Here is a 16,177-nt window from a genome sequence, read left to right as displayed (position 1 = left end):
GTCATGGAACTGAAACAGCTGATGACAACGGTCATGGAACAGGGCGGAACCGAGATTCATCTGAAAGTCGGCTCCCCTCCGCTCTTCAGACAGAACAAGTTTCTCCGCAAACTCTCGATGCCTGCCGTTCAGAGCGCGGACATCAACGGCATCGTGAAGGAATGTCTGACGCCCGCCGATCAGACGAAGTTCGCTCAGCAGCGCTCATTCGAAGGCAACTTCTTCGGAAACCCGCCCTGCAACTACCGTTTGATTCTCTTCCAGGCGCAGTCGGAAACGATGGCGATCGTCAAGCTCATCCGGAAAGCCGTTCCGAGTTTCGCCGACATAGGCATTCCGGCGGCTCTCGAACCGTTGACCCAGGCGAAAGCGGGACTGTTCATCTTCGCGGGGCCATGCCGATCCGGGATCTCGACCTCGCTCGGGGCGTTCGTCGAAAGAATCAATCAGACGCGACCCGCGCATATCCTGCTGATCGAAGATCCCATCGAGTTTTCGTTCGAGTCGAAGAAGGCCCGCATCACCCAGCGACAGTTTGGAAAGGATCTCCAGTCCATCGAATCCGGCCTCACCTTCGCCAAGCGGATGGATGTGGATGCCCTCGTGATCGGCGATCTCAAGCGCGAACTGCCGTACCGCGGCATTTTGGACTATCTCGCGGGGGGGCACCTGGTCATTCTGTCGATGCAGACGCTCGGCGTCCAGAACACGCTCGAAAAAATTCTGTTTGCCTTCCCGGAAAGCGATCGTTCCTATATCGGCAACGTTCTGGCCAACGGGCTGCTCGGCGTCTGTTCCCAGGCGCTTCTTCTGCATCCAGGGCAGAAACAACTCAAGCCGATTCACGAATTGCTCGTGTCGAACTCCACCATCAGCGGCATTCTCCAGAAGGGGCGCGTCAATCAGATTGAACCGAACATGCGAAGTGCCGGAGAAGGCAGCATCACGTTCGAGCAGAGCGCCGGGGGTCTCGTTCGGGACGGCATGCCCAAGGAGGTCATCGAAGCGTTCATGGCGATGTACCGCGGGGTGAAGAGCGCATGAGATGCTGTCTGAGAAAGCGGGCGCGCGGTTTCACGCTCATCGAGATGAGCGTGGTCGTCGCCATCATCGGCATTCTGTATTTCACCGTTGCCCCCATGTACGGCTCGACGATCCAGAAAACCCGCGAGATCGCGCTGAAAGAGGATCTGCACGTCATGCGCAAGGTGCTCGACCAGTATTATCGCGACCGCGGCGCCTGGCCGGAAGGTCTCGACGCCCTCGTCCGGGATGGATACATTCGCTCGATCCCCGCCGATCCCATCACGGGAAAGACCGATACGTGGAAAACGATCCCCTCCGAAGACGGCCTTGCCGACGTGTTCGACATCCGCTCCGGCGCGACCGGGGCATCGAGCGACGGGAGCGCCTATGCCGCGTGGTGACCTGCGCGGGAAGGGGGAAAGGCGGGGCGTCGCCTTGCTGTCGCTGACCGTCGTCCTTCTCATCCTGGGTTTTTCCCTGTCGCTCATTTTGCCTCGGGCGAACAACGAGGCTCGGCGGGCAAAAGAGGATGAACTGCGGTTCGCCCTCGGGGAGTTCCGCCGTGCGGCGGAACGCTTCGCGGCGGCGAACGGCCGCCAACCGCTTACCCTCGACGAACTATGCCGCGACGGGGAAGGGCGGCGGTTTCTGCGGCGGATCTACAGAGATCCCATGACGGGAAACGCCGACTGGACGGTGCTGAGTCGCGACGGCCTATTCGAGGTCCGCTCGTCGAGTCGTGGCACGTCTGTGGGCGGAATTCCATACGAACGATTCAAATAATTCGCGAAATATAAAAACAGGGCACCGGAACGGTGCCCTGTTTTTATAAAGGTGATTATTTACCCTTGTTGACCTGGTCCTTCAGCTCCTTGCCGGGGACGAACTTGGCAACGGGCTTGGCCGGGATATTGATGGCCTTCTTGGTCTTGGGGTTGACACCCTTGCGAGCCGCGCGCTTCACGGTCACGAAGGAACCGAAGCCGACCAGCTGAACCTTGTCACCCTTCTTCAGGGTGTCTTTGACGGAATCAACAAAAGCCTTCAGGACGGCTTCGGATTCGACGTTGGTGATGGCGGCCTTCTTAGCGACGGTCTTCAAGAGATCCTGCTTGTTCACGGGGGAACCTCCTCGATCAGAATGATGTGATGGTGCTAATCTTGTAACATATTTTTTACGGTATGCGCAAGGGGTACGGCAAAAAAAAATGAGGAAAATTCACCTTTTCCCCGCTATGAGGCCCGCGCATCCGCTTTGGGAGCCTGTTCTCGGCGCAAAAGGGCCTTCGCGAAGGCTAGGCCTTCGGCTCCCGTGCGGCCGAGCATTCGGGCGATCTCTGCCTCGCGCTCGGATTTGCGAACCTCCCCGATCCTGACGACGGTCTCGCCTCCGACCACCTGCTTGGTGACCGTGAAGTGCCTGTCCGCCTCCTTGGCGATCTGGTGAAGGTGCGTCACCAGCACCACCTGCTTCTTTCGCGAAAGCCGCTCGAGACTTTCGGCGACCGCTTCTGCCGTTGTGCCGCCGATCCCTGCGTCGATCTCGTCGAACAACAGGGTCGGCAGGTCGTCGCCTTCGGCGAGGACCTGCTTGAGCGCGAGCGCGACGCGGGACAACTCGCCCCCAGAGGCGATCTTGCGGAGCGGGCCGCCTGGAGCGCCTGGATTGAGCGCGACGAGAAACTCGATGCTCTCCTGGCCGGCCGGCCCGATCTGAACGGGCTTCATCTCGATGGTAAAGCGGGCGGCATTGAACCCGAGCTGCTCCATGACCGTTGAAACCTGCTTTTCGAGACGGGCGGCAATCGCTTTCCGGGCTTTCGTCACATCGCCGGCGGCTTTCGCCAAGTGGGTCGCGGCCTCTGTGAGGGCATGCTTCAGCCTGTTCCGGGTCGAGTCCGGCGCGGTGAGTTCGGCGACTTCGCGTTTCATGCTCTCGATCAGGCCGAATAGCCCTGTGAAATCTGTGCGGTGACGACGGCACGCCTGCTGGAAGGCGGAGAGGCGGGATTGAACGAGGGAGAGTCGCTTCGGATCGTATTCGACGTCCGCTTCGCGACGGAAACTGCTTTCTATATCACTTGCTTCATAATACAGGGCTTCGAGCCTCTCGGCGAAGGGCATGAGCCGGGGATCGATTCCTCCCGCCTTCACGGCGGCTTCCCGGGCCCGATGGAGGCTCCTGAGCGCGCCACTCTCCTCGTCGTCGCCCTCGAGAGCATGGATAACGTCAGCTATAGATTCAGACAGCTGTTCGGCGTGCGCGAGCTTGTGACACTCCTCCTTGAGCTGCTCCTCTTCGGCCGGGTCGGTCAGCCGGAGAGCCTCGAGGTCCTGGAGGGCGGCGTTCACCTGGTCGAGCCTCGCGGCGCCAGATTCCAGACGCTGCTCGAGATGCTCGAGCTCGCGTCGGATGCGCTCGTGCTCGGTATATGCCGAGGAGAGGACGGTCAGCAGCTTCTGATGCGCGTCGCCGCCCATCCGGTCGAGCAGGTGCCGCTGGACCTCGGGGACGAGCAGGGTCTGGTGCTCGTTCTGGCCGTGGATCTCCATCAACAGACCGCCCAGGTCGCGCAGGGCCGCCGACGTCGTCATGATGCCGTTGATCAGGAGCTTGTCGCTGCCCTCCGCCTTGAAGGTGCGTGAGATCAGCAGCGTGTCGGGATCGTCGTCGTTCAGAAGCCCGGCGTCGGCGAGCCGGCTCTTGAGGGCCGGCTCGCCGGACAGGTCGAAGCGGGCCTGAAGGCGGGCGGACGGCCTGCCGGGAAGGACAAGGCCGCTGCGGGCTTTTTTCCCGAGGATGAGCTTGACGGCTTCGAGCAGGATGCTCTTGCCGGCGCCCGTTTCGCCGGTGATGACGTTGAGGCCGGGCGTGAACTCGATATGGGCGTCCGGCATGAAGAGGAAGTGTTCGAGTTGGAGTTCGGAGATCATCGGCGTGCGTTCCTGCGTGTGGATTTGCTCGAGCTCCTGCCGCCGCCTTTCGGGGTGCGGATGGCCGAGGAGAGGAGGATTTTTTTCTTCGGTTCGCCGGAGATTTTCTTCCGGTCGGCTTTCGGGAGAGGGGCAGAGGCGATCTTCGTGTCGGAGGGCGAAGCGTGGGGCGACAATGCTGTCCAGAACCACTTCCGGAGATTCAGGGAAAAGGCGTTCGGTTCGGAAGATGCCGCCGGGGTCCTGGCGATGCGCTCCGTGGGCTGGTGCCTGGCCGGCGTGGCCCTGCGGACAGCCGTTGTCGACCGTGTTTCCCCCGAGCCGAACCTGGGAGCGGCGGGAGGAGCGGATGGGGCAGAGGGGGTTGTCGTCATCTGCGCGAGCTGGAGATTGGACGAGATCACGCAGAGGTTCGTCCCGGGGTAGTAAAAGTTCAGGATGGCGGCGCCGTTGTAGCCGGCCTTTGCCATGCCGATCGCACCGTCCTGGCAAAGGCCGACACGGTGACCGCGGCTCGGGTGGCGCGCGAGATGGCCGGTCATTGCGGTTGAGAGGCGAACGGCCTTTTCCGTCGGGTTCCTGGTGTGGCTCGAAGCCGCTGCAGGGGCGGTCTTGCCCGGTTTTGCAGCGGGGGATTTCGAATCGGGGGCGGACTTCTGTTCCTCTGGAGCGCAGAAGAACCCGTGACTGCCGATGCGGTCGGGATGTCCGGTGAGATAGGGAACGGGGGCGCCTTTCCAGACGTCCTGCGATGAGGCAAGGTGGCCGCCGCAGTTCGCGTGATACACGGTGTTGGCGAGGTAGGCTCCGTGGGTGAGTACCCAGCCGGCCGTTCGCTGGACGGCCTGGCCCGACGGAACGGATTCGGTGCGCAGGCCGCGGTAGACCTGGCAGTGGACCTCGTCGCAGAGGTCGAAGCCGTTGGGGGCGTGCCGGCGGTGGTTCCGGAGGGCATACGAGCGGGCCGCGACGGCCTGGGCTTCGAGCGCTGACGTCGGGGCCTTTCCGCCGATTTCGGCCGGGACGACGGAGCGGAGATACTCTTCGAGATCGACGAGGTTGACGGCGAACAGGCGGTCGCGCCAGGGGGCCACGGCGAGCGAACCCCGGTAGGTTTCTCCGCGATACGGCGGCGTGGAGATATGAAGGGCCGGCTTCCGGCGGCCGAGGGAGGAAAACACGAGGGGATACGGGGCGGCGACGCTGCCGTGCATGGGCATCGAGACCTGCATGTGGCCGTTCAGGCAGATGACGGTCGCCGACGATGCGGGACCAGCGAGAAGAACGGTCCGGCTGAACGGGTCGTAGACCTCGAGCGGGCCGTCGGCCGAGGTCACCTGGAACTGGCGCGGCACGCCCAGGTGATACAGGCCGATCCGCATCTGGCGCTTCCACGGCGTGGCCGCCTCGACGGGATGTGCAAGGGAGGCGAAGAGAATGACCGCCAGGAGAAAAGAGGCGAAACGGAAAACACGCATGAATCCAGTGTACCGCAGCGCATTCCCGGGGTCAATACCCCATTCCGTGCAGCAGGGCAAGCTCGCCGGTTTTCAGGTTTTCAACCGCCTCTGCACGTCGAACGTTGGATACCGGATCAGGCGCGCTCAGCTGCGAGGGCGACCGCCGCGGAAATACCGGCCAGAAAAGGCAGAAGAATCCGAACCCCGTCCCGGCGTCGTCACCGATATTTCTGAATGATCTCAGCGAGGGCTTCGCGGCGGGCTGCGAGAGCCGCTTCGAGATGCCGCCGCTCCTTGCGGAGGCGGAAGGGGGCGAGGAGCTGGACGGCGGCGTAATACCCGGCCGCCCCGAGCAGCGCCCACGTGAGCGGGTCAGCGACGCGTGAGCCACCGATGTAGACGCCGATCAGGGCGGCGGCGAGCGACGTCCAGATGAGGACGCGCGCGAGCCACCAGCCCAGAGCGGAGAACCAGGTCTCCTGGGCATTCGCGATCTCGCTCATGAGTCGCTCCTGCCAGGTCGTGAGCAGGAGTTCGGTCACGAATGCGTCGTCACCGAGAATCTTCCCGGCGTTCTGCAGGAGAAGCTGGGTGTCCTGCCGGCCCTCCTCGCTTTCGAAGAGGGCAAGCAGTTTCTCCCGGTCGGCTTTCGAGAAGGGCATGAAATCGTCGCTTCGGGAGATCAGCCCGCGGTCTTGTCGGCCACGGCATCGACATCATCCGGAAAATCGTCGTTGCGCTTCGGCGGAACGGTGCACATCCGGTAGATGGTGTAGACGCTGAGGCTCAGAACGGCTGTCCATGAAATGACAAGCAGGAGGAGGCCGTTCGTGTCGATGCCGAGCAGGCCGGGATACGTGGCGATCAGCACGAGGAGCGGATAGCCCCAGATCGCTGTGGGCAGCCAATACGAGTCGTTGTCCTCGTCCCTGAACCTCTTCCAGATCAGGTGGAGGAAGAACGCCGTGACGGCCAGCATGCCGACCCGGCAGGCCCAGATATACGGGCGGTTCTCGACAGGGACGTTCTGCATCACCAGGATGCCCCATCCGTCCTGTATGCCCCAGACGAACAGGAGCGCGCCGATGTACAGCGGAGTGATATAACGCATGATATAATAGAATATCCGCGGGATCTTCATGTCGCAGCCCTTGTGGATTTCCTTCCAGGCGTTCTCGCCGCCGAAGATCCACAGGAAGACGATGATCTCGAGCAGTGCGTAGACGACGAGGCCGAGCGTGCCCACCCAGTAGTCGAGTTCGTCGACGAGGCCCCTGTCGAAGAAGAAGACGCAGGCGTGCGCGAAGGTGACGGTGAGGGCCGTGACCGTGACGACGGCCTTCGGATGCGAAAATTTCATCTCGTCCTTCAGGAAGGTGATCGGCGGCGTCAGCAGAGCGACGGAGGAGGTGATGCCGGCGATGAAGAGAAGCCCGAACCAGAGGGCGCCGAAGAACCAGCCCATCGTGATCTTCGTGAAGATCAGCGGCATGCACTGGAAGCCGAGATCGAACGCGCCGGAACGGGCGATGTCGGTCGTGACGGCGGGGCCGAAGAACGCGACGGCGGCCGGAATCGCGATCGAACCGCCCAGGACGACCTCGGCGAACTCGTTGAGCGAGGCCGTCGAAAGGCCGGTCAGGACGACGTCGTCTTTGTTCGACAGGTAGCTGGCGTAGGCCTGGATCGCGCCCTGGCCGAGCGACAGCGTGAAGAAGATCTGCCCGGCGGCGGCGAGCCAGACGGATGCCTGGCCGAGTTGGTCGAACTTCGGCACCCAGAGAAAGTTCATCCCGTCGAGGACGCTCCAGTTGCATCCCTCCGGCCGCCCCATCGTCAGAACGCGCATGGCGAGAATGATCGCGAAGACGAACAGGATCGGCATGCCGATCTTTCCGAGCCGCTCGATACCACCGGACAGCCCTCGATACAGGAAATAGAAATTAATCAGGATCGTTATGATGAAAAATATATATGCTGTACTACCATTCGTGAAATACTTGTTTTTGAGCGTCGCCTCGACGAAGGGCCGTTTCGAACGATCGAGGGTCGGGTCGAAGGCGTTCCACTCGCCGTCCCGCTTGGGATCGTATTTCAGCTCCGACGTTACCTCGGAGGCGTTCATGCACTCCGTCACCGCGGCGATGTCGCGGGACGTGGCGGTCGTCGACAACTTCACCTTTTCCTGGATGCCGAGATACTCCTTGAAAAAGCGACCCATTTCGACGCGTTTTTCCGACATGTCGGCGCCTGGGATGTCGTTATACCGGCCTGCCACGGAAAAGTAGCTGAACGACAGCGTCCAAGACTCGATATAGCAGTAATAGACGGCCGTCAGAAGGCCGAGAATGATGCTGAGCACGCCGAGATACTTGGCGAGAGGCTTTTTCACGATGCGATGCATGACGCCGGGCATCGTGCCGTGGCCGATCGAGCCGCCGTAGCGGCCGATGCCCCACTCGACCCACATCAGGGGAATGCCGAGAATCAGGAACGCGATGAAGTAGGGAATCATGAACGCGCCGCCGCCGTTTGCCGCCGCCTTGGCGGGGAACCGGAGGAAGTTGCCGAGACCGACGGCGTTTCCCGCCATCGCGAGAATCAGACCGACTCTCGACCCCCAGTGTTCGCGATGGGGTTGTTTTTCTCCGCCCTCGGTTCTGAGATGGTCGGCAGGCGGTTGTTTCGATTTTTCTCTCTGCGGCATTGTCCTGAGGCTCCTGTCGTCGGATGAAAATCTCTGGGCGCACAGACCGAACCGCTCGGTGTACCGACCGCGTTCGGGTGAGTCCTCATACGAGGGATGTCCGACAACGAGCCGCGCGAGCGCGTCCTCTCAAACCGGAACCATCCGCTTCTGGTGTACGTGAACCCTGCGCGCAGGAATCCTACACAACTTCCCGGCGACGCGCAACCCTCCCGGCCGTTTTTACCGTTCCCCCCGCTCGTAGGGAACGCCGAGCGAGGCCGGGGCAGAGCGGCCCCGGGTTTTCGACGCGGTCGCGCCCTGGACGAGAGCCGCGAGGGTCGCCAGGTAAGGAAGCATCATCAGGAGGTTCGGCGAGATGCCGTACGGCTGCAGGAAATACTGGCCGACGAAAAGGCCGCCGAACAGCAGCGAACCGGCGAGCGCCCGGATCGGGTCCCACAGGGAGAACATCGTCAGGGCGATGACGATCCAGCCGCGGCCGGCCGTCATCCCTTCGATCCAGGCCGGGATGTAGGCGAGCGAGAGATACCCGCCCGCCGCTCCGGCGAACGCCCCGCCGATGACGACGAACAGGATGCGAAGCAGAACGACGTCGATGCTCATCGTTTCGGTTGCAAGGGGATTTTCGCCCGCCGAGCGGACGGCGAGACCGTATTTCGTGCGATAAAGGAAAAACCAGAGAAGAATCGTCGCGAGGAGCGTGGCGTAGACGAGGATGTCGTGGCCGAACAACGCCTTCCCGACGACGGGAAGGTCGCTGAGCAACGGAATGTCGAGAGCGGAAAACTTGGCTTGAAGCGGTTTCCCGATGAGTTTTCGGCCGATCAGGCCGCTGAGGCCGAGACCGAGCGTCGTCAGCGCGAGGCCGGAAACGACCTGGTTCGCCCGCAGTTTCACCGTGAGGATCGCGTGGATGAGTGCCAGAAGAGCTCCCGCAAGAATGGCGGCGAGCAGGCCGAGCCAGGCGCTTTTCGTATGGAGGGCGACGGCGAAGCCCGCGACGGCGCCGAAGGCCATCATTCCTTCGACGCCGAGATTCATGACGCCGGCGCGCTCGGCGAGGATCTCGCCCAGGGTGCCGATCAGCAGAGGGGTGCTCGCGGCGATGCTGCGACTGACGATCGATGCGATGAGTTCCGTCATCGGGAGTCTCCGGTGTGCTGGATGCGGACGAATCGGTGGCCGATCATGAACTCTCCGGCCAGGATGGCGATCAGGACGAGGCCGTTGAAAATGTTCACGGTGGCGAAAGGGAGGCCGAGAGACGTCTGGATGACGTCGCCGCCCACGAGCAGACCGCCGAAGAGAATGGCGGAAAGCCAGGTCCATGCTGGATTCAGGCGGGCGAGGAACGCCGTCAGGATAGCCGTGAAGCCGTAGCCGGAGGAAATGGACCATGGGTACGTCAGATGGTGATGGACGCCGGCGATCTCGGTCGCACCGGCGATGCCGGCGAGCGCGCCGCTCAGGACCATGATCGCAAACACCGTCCGCCCGAAGGGAATCCCGGCATAGGCGGCCGCTTCCGGATTTTCGCCGACGACGCGAACGTCGTATCCGAATCGGGTCTTCGCCGAGAGAACGGTGAGAAGGACCACGACCGCCCCGGCGAGAACGAGCGGGAGCCACGACAGGCGGGAACCGTAAAACGTCGGCAGCCAGAGCGCGTTCGGCAGGTCGTCGGAGTAGGGGAACCCGAACTGGGTCTTGCCTTTCCAGGGCCCGTAGATGAGGAACTGGACGAACTCGGCGGCGACGTAATTGAGCAACAGCGAGCTGACCGCCTCGTTCACTCCCCACCTGACGCGCATGAACGCGGGAACCGCCGCCCAGATTCCCCCGGCGAGCGCTCCGGCCGCGAACATCGCCGCGATGCCGAGCCAGCCGGGAAGGTGATGCCCGAGCCCCAGACCGACCCATGTGGCCGCGATCGCGCCGAACAGAAGCTGGCCTTCGGCGCCGATGTTCCAGATACGGGCTCGGAAACAGATCGCGAGCCCGGCGCCGATCAGGGTGAGCGGGACGGCCTTCGTCACGGTTTCCTTGAACCCATACCAGCTTCCGAAGGAGCCGGAAGCCATTTTTACCATGGCGGCAAGCGGTGAGACGCCCATTACCAGGAACAGCAGACAGCCCAGCGACAGGCCGGCGAGGATGGAGAGGACCATCGTCGCCCCGACGCGCACCGACGACGGGGTGGAAACCGACTCGAGGCGCCATTTCCACATGATCACGGCACTTCCTCCGGTGTGGCAGGCGCGCCGCCCATGAGAAGGCCGATACGCTCGCGCGTTGCCTTCTCGCGGGGGAACATGGCGCGAAGCTCACCGCGGAACATCACGCCGATTTTGTCGGAGAGGGCCAGGAGTTCGTCGAGATCTTCGGACACGAGGAGGATCGCGGCGCCGGCGGCTTTTCGCTCGAGTATGACGCGATGGATGACGGCCGCCGCAGCGATATCCACGCCGTACGTCGGATGTGCCGCCAGCAGGAGCTTGGGCGATGCGTCCAACTCGCGGCCGAGAAGGAACTTCTGGATATTGCCGCCCGAAAGGTTTCGCAACGGCGTGTCGGGGCCGGGAGCCGCCACCTCGTATTCGGAGATGAGCCTCTCCGAACGCTCGCGAGCTTTGGCGGTATCGAGGAAGCCGTTCCGGGAAAACAGATCCCGGTGAGCGTCCCGGAGAATCGCATTGTCGGTGAGACTGAATGAGGGAACCGTCCCGGTGTGAAGCCGGTCTTCGGGAACGAACGCAAGGCCCGCGGCCGTCCTGGTGCGGACATCGTGGTCGGTGATATCGACGCCGCAGAGGCTGACCGTTCCCGCGGTCGCGGGCCTCATCCCGGCGATCGTCTCGAGAAGTTCGCGCTGGCCGTTTCCTGATATCCCCGCGATGCCGATGATCTCGCCGCCGCGCACGACAAAGCTCGCATCGTTTACCGTGAGGGGGCCGCGACTGCCAGCCGCGCTCAGCCTCCTGACGTCGAGAACCGCTTCTCCTGGTACCGTCAGGTTCGAGATCGACGGTTTGTCGATCTGGCGGCCGATCATCAGCCGGGCGAGGGATGCCTGGTCGGCGTCTTTCGTCCGGCACTCGCCGGCCGGCCGGCCGTGGCGCAGGACGACGACCCGGTCGGTGATCGCGAGCACCTCGTCGAGCTTGTGGCTGATGAAGATGATCCCGTGGCCTTCGCCCGTCATCCGCTTCAGGAGCACGAACAGCTCGTCTGCTTCGCGGGGGGTGAGGACCGAGGTCGGTTCGTCGAGAACGAGCCATTTCGCTCCGCTCATCAGCGCCTTGAGCAGTTCGACGCGCTGCTGCTCGCCGGCGGAAAGGTCGCTGACCCTCGCGCCGGGATCGATCTTCAGGCCGTACCGGCCGCCGAACTCCTCGATCTTCGCGCGGGCGTAGGGAACGGGGTTCCAGGCGGGGGCTTCGGAGAGGGCGAGCGCGATGTTTTCCGCGACGGTATGGTTCTGGACGAGCATGAAATGCTGATGGACCATGCCGATGCCGAACGCCCGCGCGGCGGCCGGAGAGGAGACGTCGATCTGGACCCCGTCGAGGAAGATGGCCCCCGCGTCAGGCCGGTGAAGGCCATACAGGATGTTCATCAGGGTGCTCTTGCCGGCGCCGTTCTCGCCGAGCAGACCGACGACCTCGCCCGCCGAGACGGAGAGGTTGACGAGATAATTCGCCTGGGTCGAACCGAAGCGCTTCGAGATGCCGAGCATCTCGAGGCGCTGGTGGGAGGCGCTCACTTCGGCAGGGTCGCGTCGACGCCTTCGACGAACCAGTCGATGGCCCAGAGGGTGTCGTGCGACGCCCGCTCGCCGGCTTTGATCCGGAGGGTTCCGGCCTGGTCCTTGATCGGGCCGGTGAAGGGGTCGAACAGCACCGTCGGCTCGCTCATCTGGGCGATTCTTTTCAATACAAGGTCATATATATTTGTGGCGCCGATCACCGGGTCGGTGATCGCGACCGCCTTGAGCGGTTCGACGAACGCGGGGTTCACCTGCACGCCTTCCGCGCCGCCGATCTTGCAGGCGCCTTCTTTCAGAAGCCACCAGAGATCGTTCGGCTTCCAGGTGCCGGTATACATCGAGCTGAGAATCGTCTCGTACATCACGCTCCAGTCGACGAGCTGGCCGGAGACGACCGAATGCTCGCCGAACTTCTGCATCGGGCTGTAATGGGAGAACGTGAAGACGGGCTTTCCCTTCTGGGTGTGCTCTTCGCCCACCTGGATGACCGCCGGCGAGTCTTCGGAAAAGGCGAGCGCGTCGCAGCCTTCCGCCACGAGAGCTTCCGCCGCCTCGCGGGCCTTGGCCGGATCATACCAGGAAAACAGCCACTTCACCTGGACGCGGGCGTTGGGATTCGCCTCGCGCGCGCCGAGAGCGAAGGCGTTGATGTGCCGGACGACCTCGGGAATGGGGTGCGCCGCGACGTAGCCGAGCTTGCCGCTCTTCGTGAGAGCGCCGGCCATGAGACCGTTCAAATAATACGCCTGATATAATTCAGCAAAATACGTTCCGAGGTTCGGGCCGCGCTTGTAGCCCGAGCAGTGCATGAACGTGCGGTCCGGATACCGCGCGGCGGCCGCGGCGGTGTCGTTCATGTAGCCGAAACTGGTGGTGAAGATGACGTCGCACTTCTCCTCGTTGACGAGACGGTCGATCACGCGCGCCGAGTCGGCTTCGGCGACGGATTCGACGAACGTCGTCTCGAGCCAGGGGAAGATCTTCAGCATCTGCTGTCGGGCGATATCATGGGCGTTCGTCCAGCCGAAATCGCCGACCGGCCCGACGTAGACGAAGCCGGCCTTGATCTTCTTCCCGGCGGCCTGCGGAGCCTGGGAATCCTGGGCCATGGCCGCGGGGACGACGAGACAGAACAGGGCCAGTGCAGCAACGAAGCGAAGTATGGGACGCATGTGGGTATCCTCCGTGCAATATCTGTTTGCGCAGGTATTCTCACGCACGAAAAGACAAAATGCAACCCCGCATCTGCGAAATGTGACCGGTGAAACGGTGTGTGGGGGCGCATCGCGATGCGCCCAGGGTGGTGGCGGGCTTGATTATTGTTGTTCTCTCCGGCCACCGGATAGGGTATAATGCCCCCCCGAAGTTCGATACGGGCGTGCGGTTGCAGTCGGCAGAACGCGCTGGCATGAGGCGCCCGAGGAGTCACCGGCAATGAGAATCGTCCTTTCCGGCGGCGGGGAAATCAGTTTTCTCCTCACCCGCGAGCTTTCCGCGCAGCACGACCTGTTCGTGATCGAGCCTGATCCCCTGCTGTGCGAGCGGTTCCAGGAACTGGACGTCCAGGTCGTCCGGGGAGTCGCCACCAACCTCGATATCCTGCAGCAGGCCGAGGTGGCGAAAGCCGACTTCTTCATCGGGTGCGCCCATTCCGACGAGGTCAACATCATCAGCTGCCTTGCGGCGAAACAGCTCGGGAAAGCCCGCACGGTCTGTTTCGTGAACAAAGAACATTATTTCGAGACCTTCAAGGGCGGCCTGGGCGCCAACCTCACCATCGATTGCATTCTCTGGCCCGAGAAACTTCTCGCCGAAGACATCGCGCGCATCATCACCGTCCCCGGTGCCGTAGACGTCGAAGTTGTCGAGAAGGATATGCTGAAGTTGATCGAGTTCAAGCTCGGCGACAACCATCCAGACGTGGGAAAACCTCTTCGCGAGCTCGATCTCCCGAAAGGCACCCTGATGGTCGCTCTCGTTCGTGAACATGAAGTCTTTATCCCGAGCGGGGCAACACAACTGGCCGCCTGGGATAAAGTGGTTTTCTTCGGAACCGAGAACGGCATGCGCCAGCTTGTCAACCGATACGACCCGCCCCGCCGGGGTAAACAGGAAGTGATCATCGTCGGAGGAGGAAACGTCGGGACGCTTCTTGCGGAAAACCTGGAAGACATGGACAATGTCGAAGTTCGGCTGATCGAAGTTTCTCCCGAACGGGCTCAAAATCTCGCAGCCCGCCTTTCCAAGACCATGGTGTTGAACGCCGATGCGACGGATCTCGATTTTCTTGCAACACAGCAGTTGCATGAGTGCGACTGCCTGATTTCCCTGGCGACCGGGGACGAGCGCAATCTCCTGCTCTCCCTCATGGCAAGGCAACTCAAGGCCCGTAAGATCATCACCCGCGTCGCCAGCCCGCGGAACCAACCTCTGTTCGAGCGGGTCGGGGTGGATGTCGCCCTCACGTCGCGACTGGCCGCGATCCGCATCATCGTGCTGATGATCAACAGCCAGGGGATGAACGTCCTCAACGTGATCGAGGGCGGAAAGGCCGAGGTTCTCGAAATCCAGGTGCCCCCCGGGTTCACGACTTGCCTCCTCAAGGACATGAAACTGCCGGAGGGCGTCATTATCGGCGCCATCAGACGTGGCGCACATGTCGTCGTTCCGCACGGCGACGACGAGGTCAAGGCCGGAGACTTTCTGAGGGCCTTCTGTAAAGCCGGACACGACAACGAATTGCGGCAGTTGCTGAGCGATGCGCCGGCATCTGCCGCGAAAACCGCGACCGCATGATCCGCTGGCGCCTTGTCTTCGCCATGATCGGGCTCATCGTCCGGGCGTTCGGCATTCTGATGATTCTCCCCCTGGGGATGGCTCTGATCTACCGGGAATGGGCGTCGGTGGCCCACTTCACCCTCACCTCCGCCCTGTCGTGGTGGGCCGGCGACCGGTGCGGCAGGCTGGTTTCCAGCCGGAGTTTCGACGATCTGGATCGTCTCGAGGGCATGGCCGTGGTGGGACTGGGATGGTTCGCCGTCGCCGTCTGCGGCGCCATTCCCTACCTGTGCTGCCGCCTGTCCCTGATCGACAGCCTCTTCGAGTCGATGAGCGGCTTCACGACGACGGGGGCCACGATTTTCACCGATTTTTCCGGCTTCAGCCAGTCGCTGTTTTTCTTCCGCGGATTCACCCACTGGGTCGGCGGCATGGGAATTCTGGTCCTGTTCGTGGCCGTCCTGCCGCATTTTTCGGTTGCCGGCCGCCAGTTGTTTTTCGCCGAAACCTCGGCTGCATCGAAGGAAAAGCTCACCCCTCGCGTTCGGGACACCGCCAGGCACCTCTGGGGGTGGTACGTGTTTCTGACCCTCCTCGAAACAATTCTTTTGATATATTATGGGATGCCCGCCAACGATGCCTTCTGCAACTCGATGGCGACGCTCGCCGCAGGCGGCTTTTCTCCCCATGCGCAGAGCATCATGGGATACAAAAGCCCGCCGGCCGAGTGGATCATCATCGTGTTCATGTTTCTCGCGGGCGCCAACTTCACCCTGCAGGTGCGCGCGCTGCGCGGAAATGTCCGAGCCCTCTGGGAGGACGTCGAACTCCGCGGATACGTGGCGATCACGGCGGCAACGACGCTCGTCCTGTTTGTCTTTCTCGGCTTCGACCCCGCCGTCGGGGAATGGTCGCTGGTTTCCCTCCGGACCGCTCTCTTCCAGAACCTCAGCATCATGACCACGACCGGGTTCGCCTCAGCCGACTTCAGCCTCTGGGCTGACCGGTCGAAAGTCGTGCTGGTCTTCCTCATGCTCGTCGGCGGCTGTTCCGGGTCGGCGGGCGGCGGAATCAAGGTCATCCGCGCTCTCTTCCTGGGGCGTTTCCTTCTGCGGCAGTTCACCCGTGCCATCCATCTCAAGGCCGTGGTGCCGATCCGGCTCGGCCGCAGGGTCTTTTCGGAGGCGGAGTTCCAGCCGATCATCGGCTTTATCGCGACCTATTTCACCCTGTTCCTGATCGGGGGAGTCCTTGCTTCCATCTTCGAAAACGATCTCAACATCGGATTTTTCGGCGCCATCGTCACCCTCGGAAACATCGGGCCCGGATTCGGGGCGATCGGCCCGATGGGCTCGTTCGCCGGCCTGACGACGGCGACCAAGGCGATCTATTTTTTCCTCATGTGGGCGGGTCGGCTGGAGGTCATCACCCTGCTCGTCCTGTTCGATAGCCGCCTCTGGCGGAACGCGCTGCCGTCGAGAACGTCCTGACCTCCTGACCGGG

14 protein-coding genes are annotated in these 16,177 nt (G+C 62.6%); 5 read left to right on the top strand and 9 right to left on the bottom strand.

Features of this window, described 5'->3' with window-relative positions; translation table 11 throughout:
• The first annotated feature begins 3 nt into the window (after nt 1-3).
• From PLU72_06255 to PLU72_06245, 3 genes are read left to right on the top strand one after another with little or no spacing between them, the layout of a single operon-like run.
• Nucleotides 4-1,044 (top strand): ATPase, T2SS/T4P/T4SS family, encoded by a 1,041-nt coding sequence (locus PLU72_06255; protein HOT27771.1) that lies wholly within the window; start codon nt 4-6, stop codon nt 1,042-1,044.
• Entirely contained in the window at nt 1,041-1,427 is a 387-nt protein-coding gene (locus PLU72_06250) for a prepilin-type N-terminal cleavage/methylation domain-containing protein (protein ID HOT27770.1), read from the top strand. Before PLU72_06255 ends, PLU72_06250 begins: the two co-directional genes overlap by 4 nt.
• Nucleotides 1,414-1,809 (top strand): type II secretion system protein, encoded by a 396-nt coding sequence (locus PLU72_06245; GenBank protein ID HOT27769.1) that lies wholly within the window; start codon nt 1,414-1,416, stop codon nt 1,807-1,809. Before PLU72_06250 ends, PLU72_06245 begins: the two co-directional genes overlap by 14 nt.
• A 55-nt stretch (nt 1,810-1,864) precedes the next feature.
• On the opposite strand, the gene PLU72_06240 is transcribed toward PLU72_06245, so the two are convergent.
• The 9 genes from PLU72_06240 to PLU72_06200 form a co-directional block, all read right to left on the bottom strand.
• Nucleotides 1,865-2,146, bottom strand: coding sequence for an HU family DNA-binding protein (locus PLU72_06240; GenBank protein HOT27768.1), 282 nt, complete (start codon nt 2,144-2,146; stop codon nt 1,865-1,867).
• 113 nt (nt 2,147-2,259) lie between these two features.
• Nucleotides 2,260-3,960, bottom strand: coding sequence for a DNA repair protein RecN (gene recN, locus PLU72_06235; protein HOT27767.1), 1,701 nt, complete (start codon nt 3,958-3,960; stop codon nt 2,260-2,262).
• Nucleotides 3,957-5,438, bottom strand: coding sequence for a SpoIID/LytB domain-containing protein (locus PLU72_06230; protein ID HOT27766.1), 1,482 nt, complete (start codon nt 5,436-5,438; stop codon nt 3,957-3,959). The genes recN and PLU72_06230 overlap by 4 nt, the downstream gene beginning before the upstream one ends.
• 200 nt (nt 5,439-5,638) lie before the next feature.
• Entirely contained in the window at nt 5,639-6,082 is a 444-nt protein-coding gene (locus tag PLU72_06225) for a hypothetical protein (protein HOT27765.1), read from the bottom strand.
• A 20-nt stretch (nt 6,083-6,102) separates the two neighbouring features.
• Nucleotides 6,103-8,127, bottom strand: a complete 2,025-nt coding sequence (locus PLU72_06220; protein HOT27764.1) for a sodium:calcium symporter — start codon at nt 8,125-8,127, stop codon at nt 6,103-6,105.
• 222 nt (nt 8,128-8,349) lie between these two features.
• Entirely contained in the window at nt 8,350-9,273 is a 924-nt protein-coding gene (locus PLU72_06215; GenBank protein HOT27763.1) for an ABC transporter permease, read from the bottom strand.
• Nucleotides 9,270-10,358, bottom strand: a complete 1,089-nt coding sequence (locus tag PLU72_06210; GenBank protein HOT27762.1) for an ABC transporter permease — start codon at nt 10,356-10,358, stop codon at nt 9,270-9,272. Before PLU72_06210 ends, PLU72_06215 begins: the two co-directional genes overlap by 4 nt.
• 2 nt (nt 10,359-10,360) lie before the next feature.
• Nucleotides 10,361-11,893, bottom strand: a complete 1,533-nt coding sequence (locus PLU72_06205; GenBank protein HOT27761.1) for an ABC transporter ATP-binding protein — start codon at nt 11,891-11,893, stop codon at nt 10,361-10,363.
• A complete protein-coding gene (locus PLU72_06200) occupies nt 11,890-13,068 on the bottom strand; it encodes a BMP family ABC transporter substrate-binding protein (protein ID HOT27760.1) in 1,179 nt (392 codons plus the stop codon). The genes PLU72_06205 and PLU72_06200 overlap by 4 nt, the downstream gene beginning before the upstream one ends.
• Nucleotides 13,069-13,330: 262 nt before the next feature.
• Here PLU72_06200 and trkA point away from each other — a divergent pair, with 262 nt between their 5' ends.
• Together trkA and PLU72_06190 are read left to right on the top strand one after the other, a co-directional pair.
• A complete protein-coding gene (gene trkA / locus PLU72_06195; GenBank protein HOT27759.1) occupies nt 13,331-14,692 on the top strand; it encodes a Trk system potassium transporter TrkA in 1,362 nt (453 codons plus the stop codon).
• Entirely contained in the window at nt 14,689-16,164 is a 1,476-nt protein-coding gene (locus PLU72_06190) for a TrkH family potassium uptake protein (GenBank protein HOT27758.1), read from the top strand. The genes trkA and PLU72_06190 overlap by 4 nt, the downstream gene beginning before the upstream one ends.
• Nucleotides 16,165-16,177 lie beyond the last annotated feature (13 nt).

Source organism: Candidatus Ozemobacteraceae bacterium (assembly GCA_035373905.1).
Classification (GTDB): domain Bacteria; phylum Muiribacteriota; class Ozemobacteria; order Ozemobacterales; family Ozemobacteraceae; genus MWAR01.
The sequence above is the reverse complement of the archived record's forward strand: the minus strand, read 5'-3'. Positions and strand labels throughout refer to the sequence as shown.